This is a genomic window from Aquabacterium sp. (genome assembly GCF_044226965.1).
In the GTDB taxonomy this organism is placed as follows: domain Bacteria; phylum Pseudomonadota; class Gammaproteobacteria; order Burkholderiales; family Burkholderiaceae_C; genus Pseudaquabacterium.
Map to the genome: position 1 here is coordinate 1 of NZ_JBGAGA010000004.1, position 17,137 is coordinate 17,137.

Annotated in this window: 14 protein-coding genes and 1 pseudogene; 7 read left to right on the forward strand and 8 right to left on the reverse strand. The window is 70.5% G+C overall.

The window, feature by feature from the left end; translation table 11 throughout:
* From ACILR4_RS02825 to ACILR4_RS02835, 3 genes are all read right to left on the reverse strand, one after another.
* Nucleotides 1-201, reverse strand: a 201-nt coding sequence (locus ACILR4_RS02825; protein ID WP_407062677.1) for an ABC transporter permease subunit, incomplete at its 3' end; no start/stop codon positions are given.
* A gap of 80 nt (nt 202-281) precedes the next feature.
* Nucleotides 282-1,469: a branched-chain amino acid ABC transporter substrate-binding protein gene (locus ACILR4_RS02830; RefSeq protein WP_395699304.1), complete on the reverse strand. Its 1,188-nt coding sequence runs from the start codon at nt 1,467-1,469 to the stop codon at nt 282-284.
* Between the two features lie 196 nt (nt 1,470-1,665).
* Entirely contained in the window at nt 1,666-3,318 is a 1,653-nt protein-coding gene (locus ACILR4_RS02835) for a 3-(methylthio)propionyl-CoA ligase (RefSeq protein ID WP_395699305.1), read from the reverse strand.
* A gap of 135 nt (nt 3,319-3,453) precedes the next feature.
* Between ACILR4_RS02835 and msrB the strand changes: the two genes are divergently transcribed.
* The 4 genes from msrB (at nt 3,454) to ACILR4_RS02855 (ending at nt 5,834) form a co-directional block, all read left to right on the forward strand.
* Nucleotides 3,454-3,927, forward strand: a complete 474-nt coding sequence (gene msrB / locus ACILR4_RS02840) for a peptide-methionine (R)-S-oxide reductase MsrB (RefSeq protein WP_395699306.1) — start codon at nt 3,454-3,456, stop codon at nt 3,925-3,927.
* A 48-nt stretch (nt 3,928-3,975) separates the two neighbouring features.
* Nucleotides 3,976-4,623, forward strand: coding sequence for a septation protein A (locus ACILR4_RS02845; RefSeq protein WP_395699307.1), 648 nt, complete (start codon nt 3,976-3,978; stop codon nt 4,621-4,623).
* Between the two features lie 20 nt (nt 4,624-4,643).
* Nucleotides 4,644-4,922 carry a BolA family protein gene (locus tag ACILR4_RS02850; RefSeq protein WP_395699308.1) on the forward strand — a complete coding sequence of 93 codons (279 nt, stop codon included), beginning with the start codon at nt 4,644-4,646 and terminating at the stop codon, nt 4,920-4,922.
* 99 nt (nt 4,923-5,021) lie between these two features.
* Nucleotides 5,022-5,834: a peptidylprolyl isomerase gene (locus tag ACILR4_RS02855; protein ID WP_395699309.1), complete on the forward strand. Its 813-nt coding sequence runs from the start codon at nt 5,022-5,024 to the stop codon at nt 5,832-5,834.
* Nucleotides 5,835-5,934: 100 nt separating this feature from the next.
* Here ACILR4_RS02855 and ACILR4_RS02860 read toward each other — a convergent pair whose 3' ends face one another.
* Nucleotides 5,935-6,639, reverse strand: a complete 705-nt coding sequence (locus ACILR4_RS02860) for an ABC transporter ATP-binding protein (RefSeq protein ID WP_395699310.1) — start codon at nt 6,637-6,639, stop codon at nt 5,935-5,937.
* 58 nt (nt 6,640-6,697) lie between these two features.
* Here ACILR4_RS02860 and ACILR4_RS02865 point away from each other — a divergent pair, with 58 nt between their 5' ends.
* On the forward strand, nt 6,698-7,312 hold the full coding sequence (locus ACILR4_RS02865; RefSeq protein ID WP_395699311.1) for an arylesterase: 615 nt from the start codon (nt 6,698-6,700) through the stop codon (nt 7,310-7,312).
* Nucleotides 7,313-7,324: 12 nt separating this feature from the next.
* Here the strand turns inward: ACILR4_RS02865 and ACILR4_RS02870 are convergent, their stop codons facing one another.
* From ACILR4_RS02870 to ligA, 4 genes are all read right to left on the reverse strand, one after another.
* Nucleotides 7,325-9,262 carry a DUF6600 domain-containing protein gene (locus tag ACILR4_RS02870; RefSeq protein WP_395699312.1) on the reverse strand — a complete coding sequence of 646 codons (1,938 nt, stop codon included), beginning with the start codon at nt 9,260-9,262 and terminating at the stop codon, nt 7,325-7,327.
* Between the two features lie 84 nt (nt 9,263-9,346).
* Nucleotides 9,347-9,883: a peptide deformylase gene (def, locus tag ACILR4_RS02875; protein WP_395699313.1), complete on the reverse strand. Its 537-nt coding sequence runs from the start codon at nt 9,881-9,883 to the stop codon at nt 9,347-9,349.
* A 31-nt stretch (nt 9,884-9,914) separates the two neighbouring features.
* Nucleotides 9,915-11,183, reverse strand: coding sequence for an anion transporter (locus ACILR4_RS02880; protein WP_395699314.1), 1,269 nt, complete (start codon nt 11,181-11,183; stop codon nt 9,915-9,917).
* Nucleotides 11,180-13,216: an NAD-dependent DNA ligase LigA gene (gene ligA, locus ACILR4_RS02885; protein WP_395699315.1), complete on the reverse strand. Its 2,037-nt coding sequence runs from the start codon at nt 13,214-13,216 to the stop codon at nt 11,180-11,182. Before ligA ends, ACILR4_RS02880 begins: the two co-directional genes overlap by 4 nt.
* A 141-nt stretch (nt 13,217-13,357) precedes the next feature.
* Between ligA and ACILR4_RS02890 the strand changes: the two genes are divergently transcribed.
* On the forward strand, nt 13,358-14,464 hold the full coding sequence (locus ACILR4_RS02890) for a hypothetical protein (protein ID WP_395699316.1): 1,107 nt from the start codon (nt 13,358-13,360) through the stop codon (nt 14,462-14,464).
* Between the two features lie 90 nt (nt 14,465-14,554).
* A pseudogene (locus ACILR4_RS02895) lies at nt 14,555-17,134 on the forward strand (M1 family metallopeptidase); the annotation flags it as partial.
* Nucleotides 17,135-17,137: the final 3 nt, after the last annotated feature.

Sequence of the window (17,137 nt, forward strand, 5' to 3'; positions counted from 1 at the left end):
CGGGGCCACCAGCAGCGCCGCCCAGAAGCCGATCAGCCCGGTCAGCGTGTACGCGAAGTACGCCCCCAGCATGTAGAAGCTCGCGTGCGCGAAGTTCAGCACGCCCATCATGCTCAGGATCAGCGTCAGCCCCGAGCTCAGCATGAACAGCATCAGCCCGTAGCTGACGCCGTTCAGGGTGTTGATCAGTACCTGGTCCACGGCGGGTCCATTCCACGAAATTACGGCCCGTCGGAGAGGGAGCTCCGCCGGGCCGGCAGGTCAGTCGAACTCCCGATCGATCAGGGTCGCTTCATCTGGCACGACGTGGGCGTGCTGGCGACGTAGGCGTCATAAGCCTTCACGGGCTGGAAGTTGTAGCCGGTGTTCTCCACCGAGTACGGGTGCTTCGCGTCAGCCTTCTTCCACACGGTCATGAACAGGGCTTGCTGCAGCTGGTGGTCGGACTTGCGCATTTCCACGTCGCCGTTGAAGCTCTTGAACTTCAGGCCCTCCATCGCGGCGGCCACCTTGGCCGGGTCGGTGGTCTTGGCCTGGGCCATCGCGTTGGACAGCAGCGCCAGGGTCGAGTAGGTCGCCAACGTGTAGTAGTCGTCGTTGAACTTGGCCTTGAACTCGTTGGCCAGCTTGCCCACTTCACCCGGCATGTTCGAGTGCGCGTAGGCCACCATGTACACGCGGCCTTCGGCGCCTGCACCCAGGGCCGTCGGCGTGCCGGTGACGCTGGCGTAGTAGGTCAGGAACTTGACGTTCAGGCCGGCGTCGTTGGCGGCCTTGATCAGCAGCGTGAGGTCCGAGCCCCAGTTGCCGGTGAGCACCGTGTCTGCCCCGGAGGCCTTGATCTTCGCGATGTAGGGCGCGAAGTCGCGCACCTGCGCCAGCGGGTGCAGGTCGTCGCCGACGATCTGGATGTCCGGCCGCTTGCGGGCGATCATTTCCTTCGCGTAGCGCGACACCTGGTGCCCGTGCGAATAATTCTGGCCAATGATGTAGACCTTGTGGATGTCCTTCTCGTCCTTCATCCAGCTGGTCATCGCCTCCATCTTCATCGAGGTGTCGGCGTCCAGGCGGAAGTGCCAGTAGCTGCACTTGCTGTTGGTGAGGTCGGGGTCCACCGCGGCGTAGTTCAGGTAGACCATCTCCTTGCCCGGGTTGCGCTCGTTGTGCTTGGCCACCGCGTCCATGATGGCCAGCGCCGCACCCGAGCCATTGCCCTGCACCACGTAGCGCACGCCCTGGTCGATCAGCGACTTCACCGCGTTCGTGCTCTCCTGCGGGCTCAGCTTGTTGTCGATGGGGACCATCTCGAACTTCACGCCCGCCGGATTGCTCTTGTTGAAGTGCTCGGCGACGAACTGGAAGCTCTTGATCTGGTTCTGGCCCACCGGCGCCATCAGGCCCGTGAGCGGGTCGATCCAGCCGATCTTGACGGTCTCGCCCTTCTGCGCGTGGGCCGCAAACGCGCTCATGGCGAGGGCCGCCGTGACCGCCAGATTCAGCAGGGTTCTTGCTTGTGCCATACGAGTCTCCGAGGGGGAATGATGCAGTGCAACCAACGACCGCGACGGTACCGGATGCAAGCTGTATTGCGCTTCAGGGACTACCCCACACGGGCCTGTCGCGGCTGGGACAACGCCGGCGCGAAAGCCCGTACGGGGCCCGGCGTCAGATCGTCGGCAGGCGGTGGTCCTTGAACTGGTCGCGCAGCTTGAGCTTCTGGATCTTGCCGGTGGCGGTATGCGGGATTTCGCTGACGAAGACCACGTCGTCGGGAATCTGCCACTTCGCGATGCGGCCTTCGAAGAACTGCAGCAGCTCGTCGCGCGTGACCTCGGCATTGGGTTTCTTCACCACCACCAGCAGCGGCCGCTCGTCCCACTTCGGATGCCGCGCCGCGATGGCCGCGGCCTCGTGCACCGCGGGATGCGCCATCGCGATGTTCTCGAGGTCGATCGAGCTGATCCATTCGCCGCCGGACTTGATGACGTCCTTCGAGCGGTCGGTGATCTGCATGAAGCCGTCGGCGTCGATGGTGGCCACGTCGCCGGTGGGGAACCAGCCGCCAACGCCATCGACGCTGACCAGCGGCGATTCGTCGGTCTTGCCGAAGTAGCGGTCGATGACCCAGGGCCCGCGCACAACCAGGTTGCCGGAGCTGCTGCCGTCCCAGGGCAGGCTCTTGCCGTCGTCGTCGATGATGGCCATGTCGATGCCGTAGATCACGCGGCCCTGCTTCTCGAGCAGGCGCTGCCTGGCGTCCTGCGGCAACTCGGCATGCTTGGCCTTGAGCTTGGACAAGGTGCCCAGCGGCGAGAGTTCGGTCATGCCCCAGGCGTGGATGACCTCGACGCCGAAGTCTTCCTGCAGCGTCTTCATCATCGCCGGCGGGCAGGCCGAGCCGCCGATCACGGTGCGCTTGAAGGTCGAGAACTTCAGGTTGTTGCTCTTCACGTAGGTCAGCAAGCCCAGCCACACGGTGGGCACGCCGGCCGAGAAGCTGACCTTCTCGTTCTCGAACAGCTCGTACAGCGACTTGCCGTCGAGGTGCGGTCCGGGCATCACCACCTTGCAGCCGACCAGCGCGCACGCATACGGCAGGCCCCAGGCGTTGACGTGGAACATCGGCACCACCGGCAGCACCACGTCGGAGGCCGCGCAATCCATCGCATCGGGCAAGGCCGCGGCATAGGCGTGCAGCACGCTGGAGCGGTGGCTGTACACCGCGCCCTTCGGGTTGCCCGTGGTGCCCGAGGTGTAGCAGATGCTCGAGGCGGTGTTCTCGTCGAACTCAGGCCAGGCGTAGTCGCCGTTCTCGGCTTCGACCAGCTCTTCGTAGCACAGCAGGTTCGGGATCGGGCTGTTGGCCGGCATGTGCGAACGGCCGGCCATCAGCACGAAGTGCTTGACGCTGCCCAGCTGCGGCGCGATCTTCTCGATCAGCGGCAGGAAGTTCAGCTCGAAGCACAGTACCTTGTCGGCCGCGTCGTTGGCGATCCAGACGATCTGCTCGGGAAACAGGCGCGGATTGATCGTGTGGCACACCAGCTGCGAGCCCGAGGCGCCGTAGTAGATCTCGAGGTGCCGGTAGCCGTTCCAGGCCAGCGTGGCCACGCGGTCGCCGGCCTCGCAGCCCAGCCTGGCCAGCGCCTGCGCCAGCTTGCGCGAGCGCAGCTCGACCTCGGCCCAGGTGGTGCGGTGCATGTCGCCTTCCACCCGCTTCGAGACGATCTCGGTGTCCGCCGAATGCCGCGCGGCATGGCGGACCAGCGAAGAGATCAGCAGCGGCATTTGCATCATCTGGCCCATCAAGGCTGGCATCGTTGTCTCCGGAAAGTGGGTGGCTGGTCGAGTGTCCCGCATGGTGGCATGGCGGCGCCAGAGACCTTGTCATCCAGACGACATCGGCGCACTGCCTACACTGCCGCACGTTTCTTCCCCCGCTCTGTGCCGCCCATGAAGCCGTTCAACCGCACGCCCGCCGAACCCGTTCACGACCATGACGATCCGCGCTACCCGGTGCGCAAGACCGATGCCGAATGGCGCGCCCAGCTCGACCCGATGCAGTACCAGGTGGCACGCCAGGCGGCCACCGAGCGCGCCTTCACCGGCCGCTACTGGGACCACTGGGCCGATGGCGCCTACCGCTGCATCGGCTGCGGCCAGGTGCTGTTCGAGTCCGAGGCCAAGTTCGACGCCGGCTGCGGCTGGCCCAGCTGGTGGAAGGAGATCGAGCCCGGCCGCATCGAGCGCCTGGTGGACAACAGCCATGGCATGACGCGGGTGGAAGTGCGCTGCGCGCAGTGCGGCACCCACCTGGGCCATGTGTTCGACGATGGCCCCGAACCCAGCGGCGAACGCTACTGCATCAACTCGGCCGCCATCGACTTCATGCCCCGCGAGGGCGGCACCGGCGAGGGCAGCGAATAGGGTCCGCGGAAAGCCGTACGGGTCGATGCCCGTACACTTGCCGCCCGCATGAAGCTGCTGCTCGATTTCCTGCCGCTGATCCTGTTCTTCGGCACCTTCAAATACGCCGAAGCCCACAAGCAATGGGCGGCCGACTTCGCCAGCCAGTACTTCGGCTTCCTGGTCGCCGGCGGCAAGGTGGGCACCGACGAAGGCGGGGTGATGCTGGCCACCATCGTCGTCATCATCGCGACGCTGGCGCAGGTGCTCGTGCTCAAGCTGCGCGGCCGCAAGGTCGACTTCATGCTGTGGCTGAGCCTGGTGCTGGTGGTGGTGCTGGGCGGCCTGACGATCTGGTTCCACAACGACACCTTCATCAAGTGGAAGCCCAGCGCGCTGTACTGGGGCATGGGGCTGGCGCTGTGGATCAGCCAGGCCCTGTTCGGCCGCAACCTGCTGCGCCTGCTGCTGGGCGACCAGCTGCAACTGCCCGACCCGGTGTGGCGGCGCCTGAACTTCATCTGGATCGCGTTCTTCGGCCTGATGGGCCTGCTGAACCTGTGGGTGGCCTACACCTTCCCGCTCGAGGTGTGGGTGAACTTCAAGGTCTTCGGCGTGGTCGGGCTGATCGTGGTGTTCACGATCGCGCAGGGCGTCTACCTCGGCAAGTACATCAGCGACGAGCCGGCCGCGCCGGCCGACGGCGAGCACAAGTGACTGCCCCGCGCCCCGCCACCATGCCGCATGTCACCGCCGCCGAAGTCGAAAGCGTGCTGCGCGCCGCCGAGCCGCTGGCGCCGCTGCAGAGCCTGCAGGTCATCGACGACAGCCACCTGCATGCCGGCCATGCCGGCGCGCGCGAAGGCTCGCACCTGCGGGTGCTGCTGGTCAGCCCGCGGCTGGCCGGCCTGAGCCGCGTGGCGCGCCACCGGCTGGTGTACGACTGCCTGCGCGAGCTGATAGCGCAGGGCATCCACGCGCTGGCGATCGAGGCCCGCGCCCCTGGCGACAGCTAGGGCCCCGTCCCTTCGCATATCATCCCGCCCCGCAGGTTCGATCCTCATTCGCGGGCCGCCGCAGCGGCCTGCCCCACCCCCCGAAAGACCCCCATTCCCATGATCCGCAAGACCCTTGCCGCGCGCGCCGCCGTTGCGGCCGCCGCCGCTGCCCTGCTGCTGCCGCTGGCCGTGCAGGCCCAGAACATCGCCGTCGTCAACGGCAAGCCGGTGCCCAAGGCCCGCCTGACGCTGCTGGTGGACCAGGCCAAGCGCGCCGGCCAGCAGGTGACGCCGGAGCTCGAGGCCCAGGCCAAGGACCAGGTGGTGCTGCGCGAGATCTTCGCGCAGGAAGCCGAGAAGCGCGGCATCGCCGCCAGCGCCGACTACAAGGCGCAGATGGAACTGGCGCGCCAGAGCATCCTGATCCGCGAGCTGTTCGAGGACTACAAGCGCAAGAACCCGGTCAGCGACACCGAAGCCAAGGCCGAGTACGACAAGTTCAAGGCCCAGGCCACCGGCACCGAGTACCGCGCGCGCCACATCCTGGTCGAGAGCGAGGACGAAGCCAAGGCGCTGATCGCCCAGATCAAGGCCGGCGCGAAGTTCGAGGACCTGGCCAAGGCCAAGAGCAAGGATCCGGGTTCGGGCCAGAACGGCGGCGACCTCGACTTCGCCAAGCCCGAAAACTACGTTCCCGAGTTCAGCAAGGCGATGACCGCACTGAAGAAGGGTGAGATGACCGAGACGCCGGTGAAGAGCCAGTTCGGCTACCACATCATCCGCCTCGACGACACCCGCGACGCGCAGTTCCCCGACTTCGACAGCGTGAAGCCGCAGATCCAGCAGCGCCTGGCGCAGATGAAGCTGCAGGAGTTCCAGGAGAGCCTGCGCAAGTCGGCCAAGACCGACTACAAATTTCCTGGTCAATAACGTGCATCGTCCCCGGTAGGGGACCGACCGCGCAGCGGTCAGGGGCGCGGGCTGCCGCTCGAAGGGCCAGGCCCGATCCGGGTTGCCCGGTCGGGACTGGTCAGCCCCCCTGGGGGGCGGCCGCCAGGCGGCCGGGGGCCAACAGTCGCCCCGCTTCGATGTGGAGCTGACGGTCGCAACGCGCGGCGATGCCGCGGTCGTGCGTGACCAGCACCAGCGTCGTGCCGTGCTCGCGGTTCATCTCGAACATCAGCGCCATCACGCGCTCGCCGGTCGCGAAATCGAGGCTGCCGGTGGGCTCGTCGGCCAGCAATACCGCGGGCTCGACGACGAAGGCGCGCGCCAGCGCGACGCGCTGCTGCTCGCCGCCTGAGAGTGTGCGCGGGTAGTGGTGCAGCCGTGCACCCAGCCCCACGCGTTCCAGCATCTCGCCGGCCTTGCGCCGTGCATCGCCGCGACCGAGCAATTCCAGCGGCAGCATCACGTTCTCCAGCGCACTCAGGTGGCCGAGCAGCTGGAAGCTCTGGAACACGAAGCCGAGCTGGCGCGCGCGCAACGCGGCGCGCGCATCCTCGTCGAGCGCGAAGAGATCGGTGCCGGCCAGGCGCACGGTGCCCTGCGTCGGCACGTCCAGCCCGGCGATGATGGCCAGCAGCGTGCTCTTGCCCGAGCCCGAGGCGCCGACGATGGCGGTGGATTCCCTCGGCCGCAGCGCGAAATCGATGTCGTGGAGAATCGTCAGCGTGCCGGTGGAATCGGTCACCTGGCGGGTGACGTGATCGACGGCGATGATGGGGTCGGTCATGAAGATGTCGGGTGCGCGAGGCCGCTCGCGCCGGATGGTAGCGCTGCACTGTAGCCTGATGCTGCTGATGCCCGGGCTGTGGCAGGGTGCCGCTGCGGCAACGCCGCGCGCACCGGTGGTGCTGGTGGTGGGCGACAGCCTGTCGGCCGAATACGGCCTGCAGCGCGGCACCGGCTGGGTCGCGCTGCTCGAGAAGAAGCTGGCGGCCGAGAAGCCGGCGGCGCGGGTGATCAATGCCAGCATCAGCGGGGACACCACCTCGGGCGGCCGTTCGCGCCTGGCCGCGCTGCTGAAGCAGCACCAGCCGACCCACGTGATCATCGAGCTGGGTGGCAACGATGCCCTGCGCGGCCTGCCGCTGACCATGAGCCGGGACAACCTGCAGGCGATGGCGCGTGCGGCGAAGGCCGCCGGCGCCAAGGTGATGCTGGTCGGCATGCAGGTCCCGCCCAACTACGGGCCGCGCTACACGCAGGACTTCAGCGCGATGTTCGGCAGCGTGGCACAGGCCGAAGGCGCCGCACTGGTGCCCTTCCTGCTGGCCGGCGTCGCCGACGCACCGAATGCCGAGCGGCTGTTCCAGGCCGACCGCATCCACCCCACCGCCGAGGCGCACCCGACCATCCTGGCCAATGTGTGGCCGGTGTTCAGCCGCTGGCTGCCGCTGCGCTGAGCGCGTTCAGCGCTAGCGCTTGTTGTCCTTCTCCTTGTCCTTCTCCTGTCGCTGCTCGGGCGCGGCACGGCGCTGGCCGTCCTGCTCGCGCGCGTCGGGCCTGGCACGGGGCGTGGCAGGCGCCGGCGCCGGAGCGGCGGCTGGCGGCGGCGCGCGCACGGTCGGCGCAGCGGGCGGCTCGGCACGGGCCGCCGGGGGCACGTGCGCCGGTGGCGGCGACGTGGGTGTCGGGGCAGCGCGGTGGCCAGCTTCGGGCGCAGTCCGTGGCGCTTCCGGCGGCCGCGCCGGCGCTTCGGGCCGCTCCGGACGCGGTGCGGGCAGCACGCGCGGGGCCGGGGGCGGCGCCGTGCGCTCCGGTGCGGTGGGCACGGCGCGCTCAGGCGCCCTGGGCACAACCCGTTCGGGCGCCGTGGGAACCGGCGCGCGCGGCGCGGTGGGCACGACGCGCTCAGGCGCGGTAGGCACGACGCGCTCAGGCGCGGTAGGCACGACGCGCTCAGGCGCGGTAGGCACGGCGCGCTCGGGCGCGGTCGGCACGGCACGCCCCGGCGCCGTGGGCACTGCACGCTCCGGCGCGGTGGGCACGACGCGCTCGGGCGCCGTGGGGACCGGGGCGCGCGGCAGGGTGGGTGCAGCTCGCTCGGGCGCCATCGGCACCGGCGCACGCGGCGCGGCGGGCGGCGCTGGGGCCCGTTGACCGGGTTGCACGATCCCTGCTGGCGCCGCCGGCACCGCCACGGCGCGCCACTGGCCGACCGCGGGCAGGCCACCGCCCGTTGCCGGCGTCGGCTGCACGACACGGCGCAGCGAGAAGGCCTCGGCCGGGACCGCGGTCACCGCGCCGACGATGGCCTGGTTCATCGGGCGGAAGCTGGTACCCGGGCCCTGGCTGGGCGCGCGGCGGTGGTAGGGCTCGCGTGGCCCCAGGGGCACCCAGCCCACCGCGGGCCCCGGCGCCCGGCCGTTGCCGAAGCCCGTTCCCGCGCCCACCCAGGCCACCAGCGCGGGCGAATAGGTCGGCCGCACGCTGCGGTGTTCCGGCACCCAGCACCAGCGCCGGCCCCAGAAGACCCAGCGGCCGTAATGGAAGGGGGCGAAGCCCCAGCGCGCATCGTCGACCCAGGTCCAGCCCCAGGGCCAGATCCAGGCCCAGTGGCCGCTGCGATACGGCGCCCAGCCCACCGGCACGGCCGTCGGTATCCACACGCCACCGTACTCGGGATGGGTCTGCCAGCTGCCGTAGCGGTCCAGGTCCTCCCAGCCGGTCATCTCCGGCGACACGTAGCGCGCGCTGACGCTGCCCGGGTCCTGGGTGTCGTCGTAGGCCACCCAGTCGGCGAAGGCATCGCGCGCCACCTCGCGCCAGGTGTAGTGGGTCACCGATCCCTCCAGCCACAGCTCTGCGTGGCGGCCGGCCGGGATGTCGAGCGCACTGTCGCGGCCTTCGAACCTCAGCTCGCCGCGCCAGCTGGTGGCGTCGCTGCCGTCATCGCGCTGGTCGACGCGGTAGTGCCCGATCTGCTGCGGCCGGAAGCGGCCTTCGAGTGTCACCACTTCGATCTGCGGCAGCATCGCCTGCGACACCACCTTCAGCGCCAGGCTGCCGGTGTTGAGCTGCAGCACGATGGCCTGGTCGTCGAGCCGGGCCAGCAGCAGGTCGGTGCGGCCGTCGAGCCGCACAGTAGCCGAGCCGATGCGCAGCTCCAGCCGCGCGCCCGGGTCGGTGACGATGTGGTCGCCGCTGGTCAGGGGCCGGTTCGGCACCGCGGCGATCCAGACGTTCTCCGCCCGGTCGAGCTGGCTGGCCGAGCCCTGCACCTCGACGATGCGGCCGACGCGGCCCGGCCAGTCGGCCGGCAGCAGGTCTTCGTTTTGCGCCCGAACGGCCAGGGGCAACAGCAGTGCCAGGCCAGTCAGCAGCGCGCCGAGGCGGCGGTGGAGGGTCAGCATGCGGACTCAACGCAGCCGCGGCGGTTCGCGCCGACCGGGTTGACCCGCGGGCGGTGACAAAGCGTCAACCGCCCCACAGCGCCGTCAGTCGTCGCTGGCCGGGTCGAGCTCGGGGAACAGCACGCTGGTGAAGCCCAGCTTGCGCAGGTCGGTCATGCGGGTCGGGTAGAGCCGGCCGACCAGATGGTCGCACTCGTGCTGCACGACGCGGGCGTGGAAGCCCTCGGCCTCGCGTTCGATGGCCTGCCCGTAGGCATCGACACCACGGTAGCGGATGCGGGCATGGCGCGGCACCTGGCCGCGCAGCCCGGGCACCGAGAGGCAGCCTTCCCAGCCCTCTTCCAGCGCGTCGTCCAGCGGCGTGATGGTGGGGTTGATCAGCACCGTCATCGGCACCGGCGGTGCATCGGGGTAGCGCAGGTTGCGCTCGAAACCGAAGATCACCAGCTGCAGGTCGACGCCGATCTGCGGCGCCGCCAGCCCGGCCCCATTGGCCGCGACCATGGTGTCCATCATGTCGGCCACCAGCGCATGCAGCTCGGGGGTGTCGAAGTCACGCACGGGCTGCGCCACGCGCAGCAGGCGCGGGTCGCCCATCTTCAGGATTTCTCTCACGGCCATCCGGTGGTTCCTTGCTTGGTTCGGAAAATATTCAAGCGCGCCAGGCCAGCCAAAGCGCGGTGAGGGCCAGGCTCAGCAGCGTGACGGGCACGCCGGTGCGGGCATGGCGCCGCCAGTCGATCACGATACCCGCTCGCGCCGCCGCATCGACGACGATGATGTTGGCCAGCGAGCCGACGATCAGCAGGTTGCCCGCCAGCGTGCTGACCAGCGCCAGCGTGGGCCCCGCGTGCGTGCCCTGTGCCACCGGCAGCAGCAGCATCACCGCCGGCACGTTGGACACCAGGTTCGACAGCAGCAGCGTGGCGCCGAACAGCGGCACCGGCTCGCCCAGGCGCAGGCCCTGCGCCGCCAGGCCCTGCACCGCGCGCTCGGTCAGCCCGGTCAGCTGCAGCGCATGGTTGACGATGAACAGGCCCATGAACAGCACCAGCAGCTCCCAGTCGACCTGGCCCATCACCTTCGACGAATGGAAGCGCTGGCTCAGCAGCAGCACGCCGGCGCCCACCAGCGCGGCCACGTCGCGCGGCCAGTCGCTCAACAGGAACACCGCCACCAGCAGCAGCGCGACGACCAGGCCCTTGGTGGTCTGCCAGCGGTCCAGCGGCGGTGCCTCGCCTTCCAGCAGCGCGAGCTGGCGTTCGTTGGGAGCCTCCATGGCAGGCGCCGCCGCACCCTGCCGCAGCGACCAGGCCAGCCAGCCCCACAGCGCCAGCAGGCCCAGCAGCACCGGCGGCAACGCCTGCAGCAGGTAGGCGCCGAACGGCAGGTGCAGCACCTCGCCGATCAGCATGTTCTGCGGATTGCCGATCAAGGTGGCGGCCGAGCCGATGTTGGCGGCGCAGGCCAGGCCCAGCAGGAAGGGCACCGGGTCGAGCCGCCGCCGCAGGCAGGCCTCGGCCAGCACCGGCGCCACCGCCAGGCAGACGATGTCGTTGGAGAACACCGCGGAGAGCACCGCCGACACCGCGATCACCGCGCCCATCAGGCCCGCCGGCCCGAGCGGCAGCGCGGCGATGTGGCGTGTCACCGCGCCATAGAAGCCGCCCAGCCGCATCTGCGCCGAGATCACCATGAACGAGAACAGCAGCAGGATGGTCGGCAGGTGGATCGAGAGCGCGGCCTGCTCCGGCGTCATCACGCCGCCGCCGACGATGGCGATCGCGCCCAGCAGTGCGACACCGGTGCGGTCCAGCCGCAGCCGCGGCAGGCCGCCGAGGATCATGCCCAGGTAGACGATGCCGAACACCGCCAGCACCAGCAGCGTGCGCCCTTCGTGCTGCAGCGTGGCGGCGCTCATCTTGCCGCGTTGCCGAGCAGGGCCTGCAGGCCGGCCTCGTCCAGCACGGTGATGCCCAGCTCGCGTGCCTTGTCGAGCTTGCTGCCGGCCTCCTCGCCCGCGACGACGTAGTGCGTCTTCTTCGACACCGAGCCCGACACCTTGCCGCCAGCCGCTTCGATCAGTGCCTTCGCATCTTCCCGGCCCAGGGTGGGCAAGGTGCCGGTCAGCACGAAGGTCTGGCCGGCCAGCGGCCGGGGCGCCGCGTCGGCTGCCGCACCGTCGTGCTCGGGCCAGTGCACGCCGGCCGCGCGCAGCTGTTCCACCACCTCGCGGTTGTGCGGCTGCGCGAAGAAGGTGTGGATGCTCTGCGCGACGATGGGTCCGACATCGGGTACCTCGAGCAGCTGCTCGACCGTCGCGTCCATGATGCGGTCGAGCGCGCCGAAGTGCCGCGCCAGGTCCTTGGCCGTGCTCTCGCCGACCTGGCGGATGCCCAGCGCGAACAGGAAGCGCACCAGCGTGGTCTGCCTGCTCTGCGCCAGCCCGTCCAGCAGGTTCTGCGCGCTTTTCTCGCCCATGCGCTCCAGCGCGGTGAGCTTGGCCAGGCCCAGCGTGTACAGCTCGGGCAGGGTGCGGATCAGCCCGCCATCGACGAGCTGGTCGACCAGCTTGTCGCCCAGGCCCTCCACATCCATCGCGCGCCGGCTGGCGAAGTGCAGCAGCGCCTGCTTGCGCTGCGCGGCACAGAACAGGCCGCCCGAGCAGCGGTAGTCCATGCCACCGCGCTCGCGCACCGCCGCGCTGCCGCACACCGGGCAGCTGCGGGGCATGCGGAAGTTCGGCACGTACGCGGGCCGCGCGCCGGGCACCTTGCCCACCACCTCGGGAATCACGTCGCCGGCACGTCGCACGATCACCTGGTCGCCGATGCGCACGCCCTTGCGCCGCAGCTCGAACACGTTGTGCAAGGTGGCATTGCTCACGGTGGTGCCGCCGACGAACACCGGCTCGAGCTTGGCCACCGGCGTCAGCTTGCCGGTGCGGCCGACCTGGATCTCGATGCCGCGCAGCGTCGTCACCTGCTCCTGCGCCGGGTACTTGTGCGCCAGCGCCCAGCGCGGCTCGCGGGTCTTGAAACCCAGGCGCTGCTGCAGCGCGCGGTCGTCGACCTTGTAGACCACGCCGTCGATGTCGAAGGGCAGCGCATCGCGCTTGGCACCGATGCGCGCGTGGTAGGCCACCAGCCCGTCGGCGCCCTGCACCACCGCGCGCTCGTCGTTGACCTTGACGCCGAAGCCGGCCAGCGCGGCCAGCGTCGCGCTGTGCGTGGGCGGCGGCTCCCAGCCCTGCACCTCGCCCAGGCCGTAGGCGAAGAAGCTCAAGGGGCGCGCAGCCGCCACGCGGGCGTCCAGCTGCCGTACCACGCCGGCGGCAGCGTTGCGCGGGTTCACGAAGGTCTTGTCACCCCGGGCCCGCTGGTGCTCGTTCAGGCGCTCGAAGTCGTCGCGGCGCATGTAGACCTCGCCGCGTACCTCGATCACCGGCGCGGCCGCTCCCTTCAGGTGATGGGGAATGTCCTTCACGGTGCGGATCGTGTGGGTCACGTCCTCGCCGGTCTCGCCATCGCCGCGCGTGGCCGCCTGCACCAGCACGCCCTGCTCGTAGCGCAGGTTGATCGCCAGGCCATCGAACTTCAGCTCGGCCGAATACGCGACCGGCGGCGCCTCGTCGGGCAGCTCCAGCAAGCGCCGCACGCGCGCGTCGAAGCGGTGCGCCGCCGCCTCGGTGGTGTCGCGTTCGGTCTCGATCGACAGCATCGGCACCGCATGGGTCACCGGCCGCAGGCCTTCGAGCACCGCGCCGATCACGCGTTGCGTCGGCGAATCGGGCGTCACCAGCTCGGGGTGCGCGGCCTCGAGGGCCTGCAATGCCTGGTAGAGCTTGTCGTACTCGGCATCGGGAATCTCGGGCGCATCGTGCACGTAGTAGCGCTGCGCGTGGTATTGCAGCAGGGCGCGCAGCTCGGCGGCGCGCTGGGCGGGCGACTTCATGGCCCAAAGTGTAGAGGGGCCCCTCTGGAGGGCCCCCAGGACGCGACCGCAACCAATGAAACACCCACGCGCCGGTGCTGAAGCGGGGCTGCACCCACCGCTGCATATGCTGCGTCGATTGCGTCCCGCCCGCCCCTTGCCATGCCCGCCACGCTCGCTTCCATCCTCGGCCTCGGACTGTTGGTGCTGGCCATGCTGTTCACGTTGGCAACCTCCGCCATGCTCGGGTTCTACACCGGCCGCGTACCGCAGGGCGCCAATGGCATGGGGTTGATCGTGCCGCTGGCCACCGGGGTGCTCGCCGCGCTGGCCATGGCGCTAGCAGGCCTGTCATGGGCCCTGCGCGGCGGGCTCGACAGCCTGGGCTGGACCCGTGCCCAGGGCGCCGGGGCCGCGCTGGGCGCCGCCCTGCTGGTCGGCCTGGCCATCTTCGGCGCCTTCATCGCGTGGGCCGAAGCACGGGGCGCGCGCTTCGCCTGGCTGCTCAACATCGGTGGGCTGCTGCTGCCGCTGGGCGCGATGGCGCTGCTGGCCTTGCTGGAGCTGCGCGGGCTGCAGGCGGTCAGCCAGTCCGGCACCGGACGCGTGCTGCTGGCCTTGGGCGCCGGCGCGTTGCTGGCCGGTTTGGTCAGCGCCCTCGCGCTGGGCTACGCGCAAGCATTGGCGCAGCACCAGGCCCTGGCGCGGGCGCGTGAAGCCCGGCAGGCCGAGCAGGCCGAACAGGCGCGCCGCAACGCCATGAGCCCGGCCGAACGCCTGCGCGAAGAGCTGGCCGCCTACAGCCCCGATTCGCCGCTGTGGACGCTGACCAGTTCGCTGCCGGCCGAGCCCGATGCACTGCGCCGCACCATCGTCGTCGAGCGCGCGCTGGAGGTGCCCCACTTCGAGCAGGACCTGCGCGAGAACCTGGGCAGCGAACACGGCATCTACCGCCACGGCGCCGTGGTGTTGCTGGCCGAGCTGCCGCCCGAGCGGCTGCAGCCGGCCTGGGCTGCCTGGCTGGCCGAGGACGCGCGGCGCACGGCCGACGACATCCGCACGCTGGGCGACCTGGCCATGCATGGCGGCGACGAACTGGGCGCCCATGCGCTGGCCATCGGGCGAGTCGCCGCACGCCTGCCGCCTTCGCCGGCGCTCGCTGCCGCGTTGGCCCGGCTGCACGCGGCCGTGGCCGCCGCGCCGGCGCATGCGCTGCGCGAACCGGCCTTGCAGGCGCTGCAGGCAGCCGCGTCCAGGCCGCTTCCATAACGCGTTGGCAGGTCGTCATCCTGGATCCCGGGCTGCCGGTGCGTCGGATGACGGCTGCGGCCAAGGCGGTAGAGTCGCCGCCCATGCGTCATTGCCACCCGCGGGTCGCCCTCGCCGCCCTGCTCATCCTGCTGCTGCTCGGACCCTTGCAGCCGGCCCGCGCCGCGCCGCCAATGCGCCTGGCCGAAGCCGTCAAGCCGCTGGCCTACCAGCTCGCGCTGACCGTCGACCCGGCGCAGCCCACGCACACCGGCGAGGTCGATATCGACATCGAACTCGCGCAGCCGCAGAAGGCGCTGCAGCTGCATGCCAAGGGCCTGACGATCCGGCAGGCCTGGATCGAGATCGGCGCGAAGAAGTACCCCGGCAAATCGCGCCCCTTCGATGCCGAGCGCATCGAGCTGCGCTTCCCGCTGCCGACACTGCCGGCCGGCCGTGCCCGCCTGGGCCTGGTCTTCAGCGGCAAGCAGCAGGACACCGACGAGGACGGCCTGTTCCATCGCCGCGAGGCCGGCGACTGGTATGCCTACACGCAGTTCGAATCGACCGGCGCACGCCTGGTGTTCCCGCTGTTCGACGAACCCGGCTGGAAAGTGCCGTTCAAGCTGACGCTGACCGTGCCGCAGGACCTGGTGGCGGTGGCCAACACCGCGGTGCACCACGAGGAGCCGGCCGCACCCGGCTTCAAGCGCGTGGAATTCCTGCCGACGCCACCGCTGCCGAGCTACCTGCTGGCCTTCGCGGTCGGGCCCTTCGACGTGCTGGACGCGCCGCCCGCCGGGGCGCTGCCGATCCGCTTCCTCGCGCCACGCGGGCGCGCCGGTGAAGCCGCCTATGCCGCCGGCGTCACCGCACGCATCGTCGAGCGGCTGGAGGCCTACTTCGACCTGCCCTACCCCTACGGCAAGCTCGACAGCGTGGCGCTGAGCGTGCCCGCCGGCTTCGGCGCGATGGAGAACGCCGGCCTGGTCACCTACGGCGCCCCGTTGCTGCTGGCGGCGCCGGCCGACGTGACGCCGCGTTTCCAGCGCAACTACGTCGGCCTGGCCGCGCACGAACTCGCGCACCAGTGGTTCGGCAACCTGGTGACGATGCGCTGGTGGGACGACCTGTGGCTCACAGTGGCAATGGACCACCGCGGCGCAGCAGGCCCGCGCGCTGGCGATGCGCACCGACCGGCTGGCCTCGTCGCGCCGCATCCAGCAACCGGTGCTGACCGACGACGACCTCGGCAGCCTGTGGGACAGCATCACCTACGAGAAAGGCCAGGCGGTGCTGTCGATGTTCGAGGCGTGGCTCGGCCCCGAGCGCTTCCGCGAAGGGGTGCGACGCTACATCCAGCGGCATGCCTGGGGCCATGCCAGTGGCGATGACTTCCTGGCTGCGCTGGGCACGCAGGATCCGGCGCTGCCGGCCGCCCTGCGCAGCTTCACCGCGCAGCCCGGCATCCCGCGCGTGGCGGTGGCACTGCAGTGCGACGAAGGCCAGCCGCCGCGGCTGACGCTGGCGCAGTCGCGCCTGCTGGGGCTGGCCACGCCGGTCACCGGCGCGGCGCCACTCTGGCAGGTGCCGATGCTGATCCGCACGCCGGGTGGCAACACCCGCGTGATGCTGGACCAGCGCGAGAGCAGCCTCACCTTGCCTGACGCGCAATGCCCGGCCTGGGTGCAGGCCAATGCCGGCGGCATCGGCTACTACCGCGTGGCCTACTCACCGGCGCTGCGGCGCGCGCTGCTGGCGCAGCCGGGCCTGACGGCCGGCGAGGCGCTCAGCCTGCTCGACGATGCCGAAGGCCTGAGCGAGGCCGGCGACCTGCCGCTGGTCGAGATGCTGGCCATGGCCGAGCACTTTGCAGGTCATGCCGACCACACGGTGGTCGAGCAGGCCGCCGGCATGCTGGCCCGTGCGCGCAAGCTGCAGGGCGGCGGCACGGTCGCCGACGCCGCCGCCCGCTGGCAACGCGCCTTTGGCGACCGTGCCCGCGCGCTCGGCTGGCAGGCGCGGCCGGACGAACCGCAGGACGCCCCCTTGCTGCGCGCACTGCTGGTGCCGCTGGTGGCCGACCAGGGCGAGGATGCGCAACTGCGCCGCCAGGCCCGCGAGCGCGCACAGGCCTGGCTGGACGGCGGCCCCGCACCGGAGACCGCCACCCGCGCGGCGCTGCTGGCCAGTGCCGCGCTGGACGGCGACGAGGCCTTGTTCGACGCGCTGCGCGCCGCTGCCCGCAGCGCCACCGACCGTTCGCTGCGCCGCGACCTCTATGCCGCACTGGGCCATTTCCGCGCCCCGCGGCTGGCCCAGCGTGCACGCGAGCTGATGCTCGACCCGGCCACCGACTTCCGCGAGGCGGGCGACGCCGTGATGCATGCCCACAACCAGCTGCCCGCGCTGCGCGACGGGTTGCTGCAGTTCCTGCAGGACCATTACGCCGAGATCACGCGCCGCATGGGCCGCGACGAGCCTGCGGGGCTGCCGACGCGGGTCAGCCAGGCCTGCAGCGCCGAGGAAGCCCGGCGCATCGATCGGCTGTTCGGACCGGTCGCGGCCAAGTACCAGGGCGGCCGCCGGGCGCTGGCGCAGACGCTGGAGCAGGTGCAGGTCTGCGCGGCCTGGCGCTCACGCGAGGCTACGCGCCAGGCGGCGCGCAGCGAGGCCGCGCAGCCGCTCAACTGA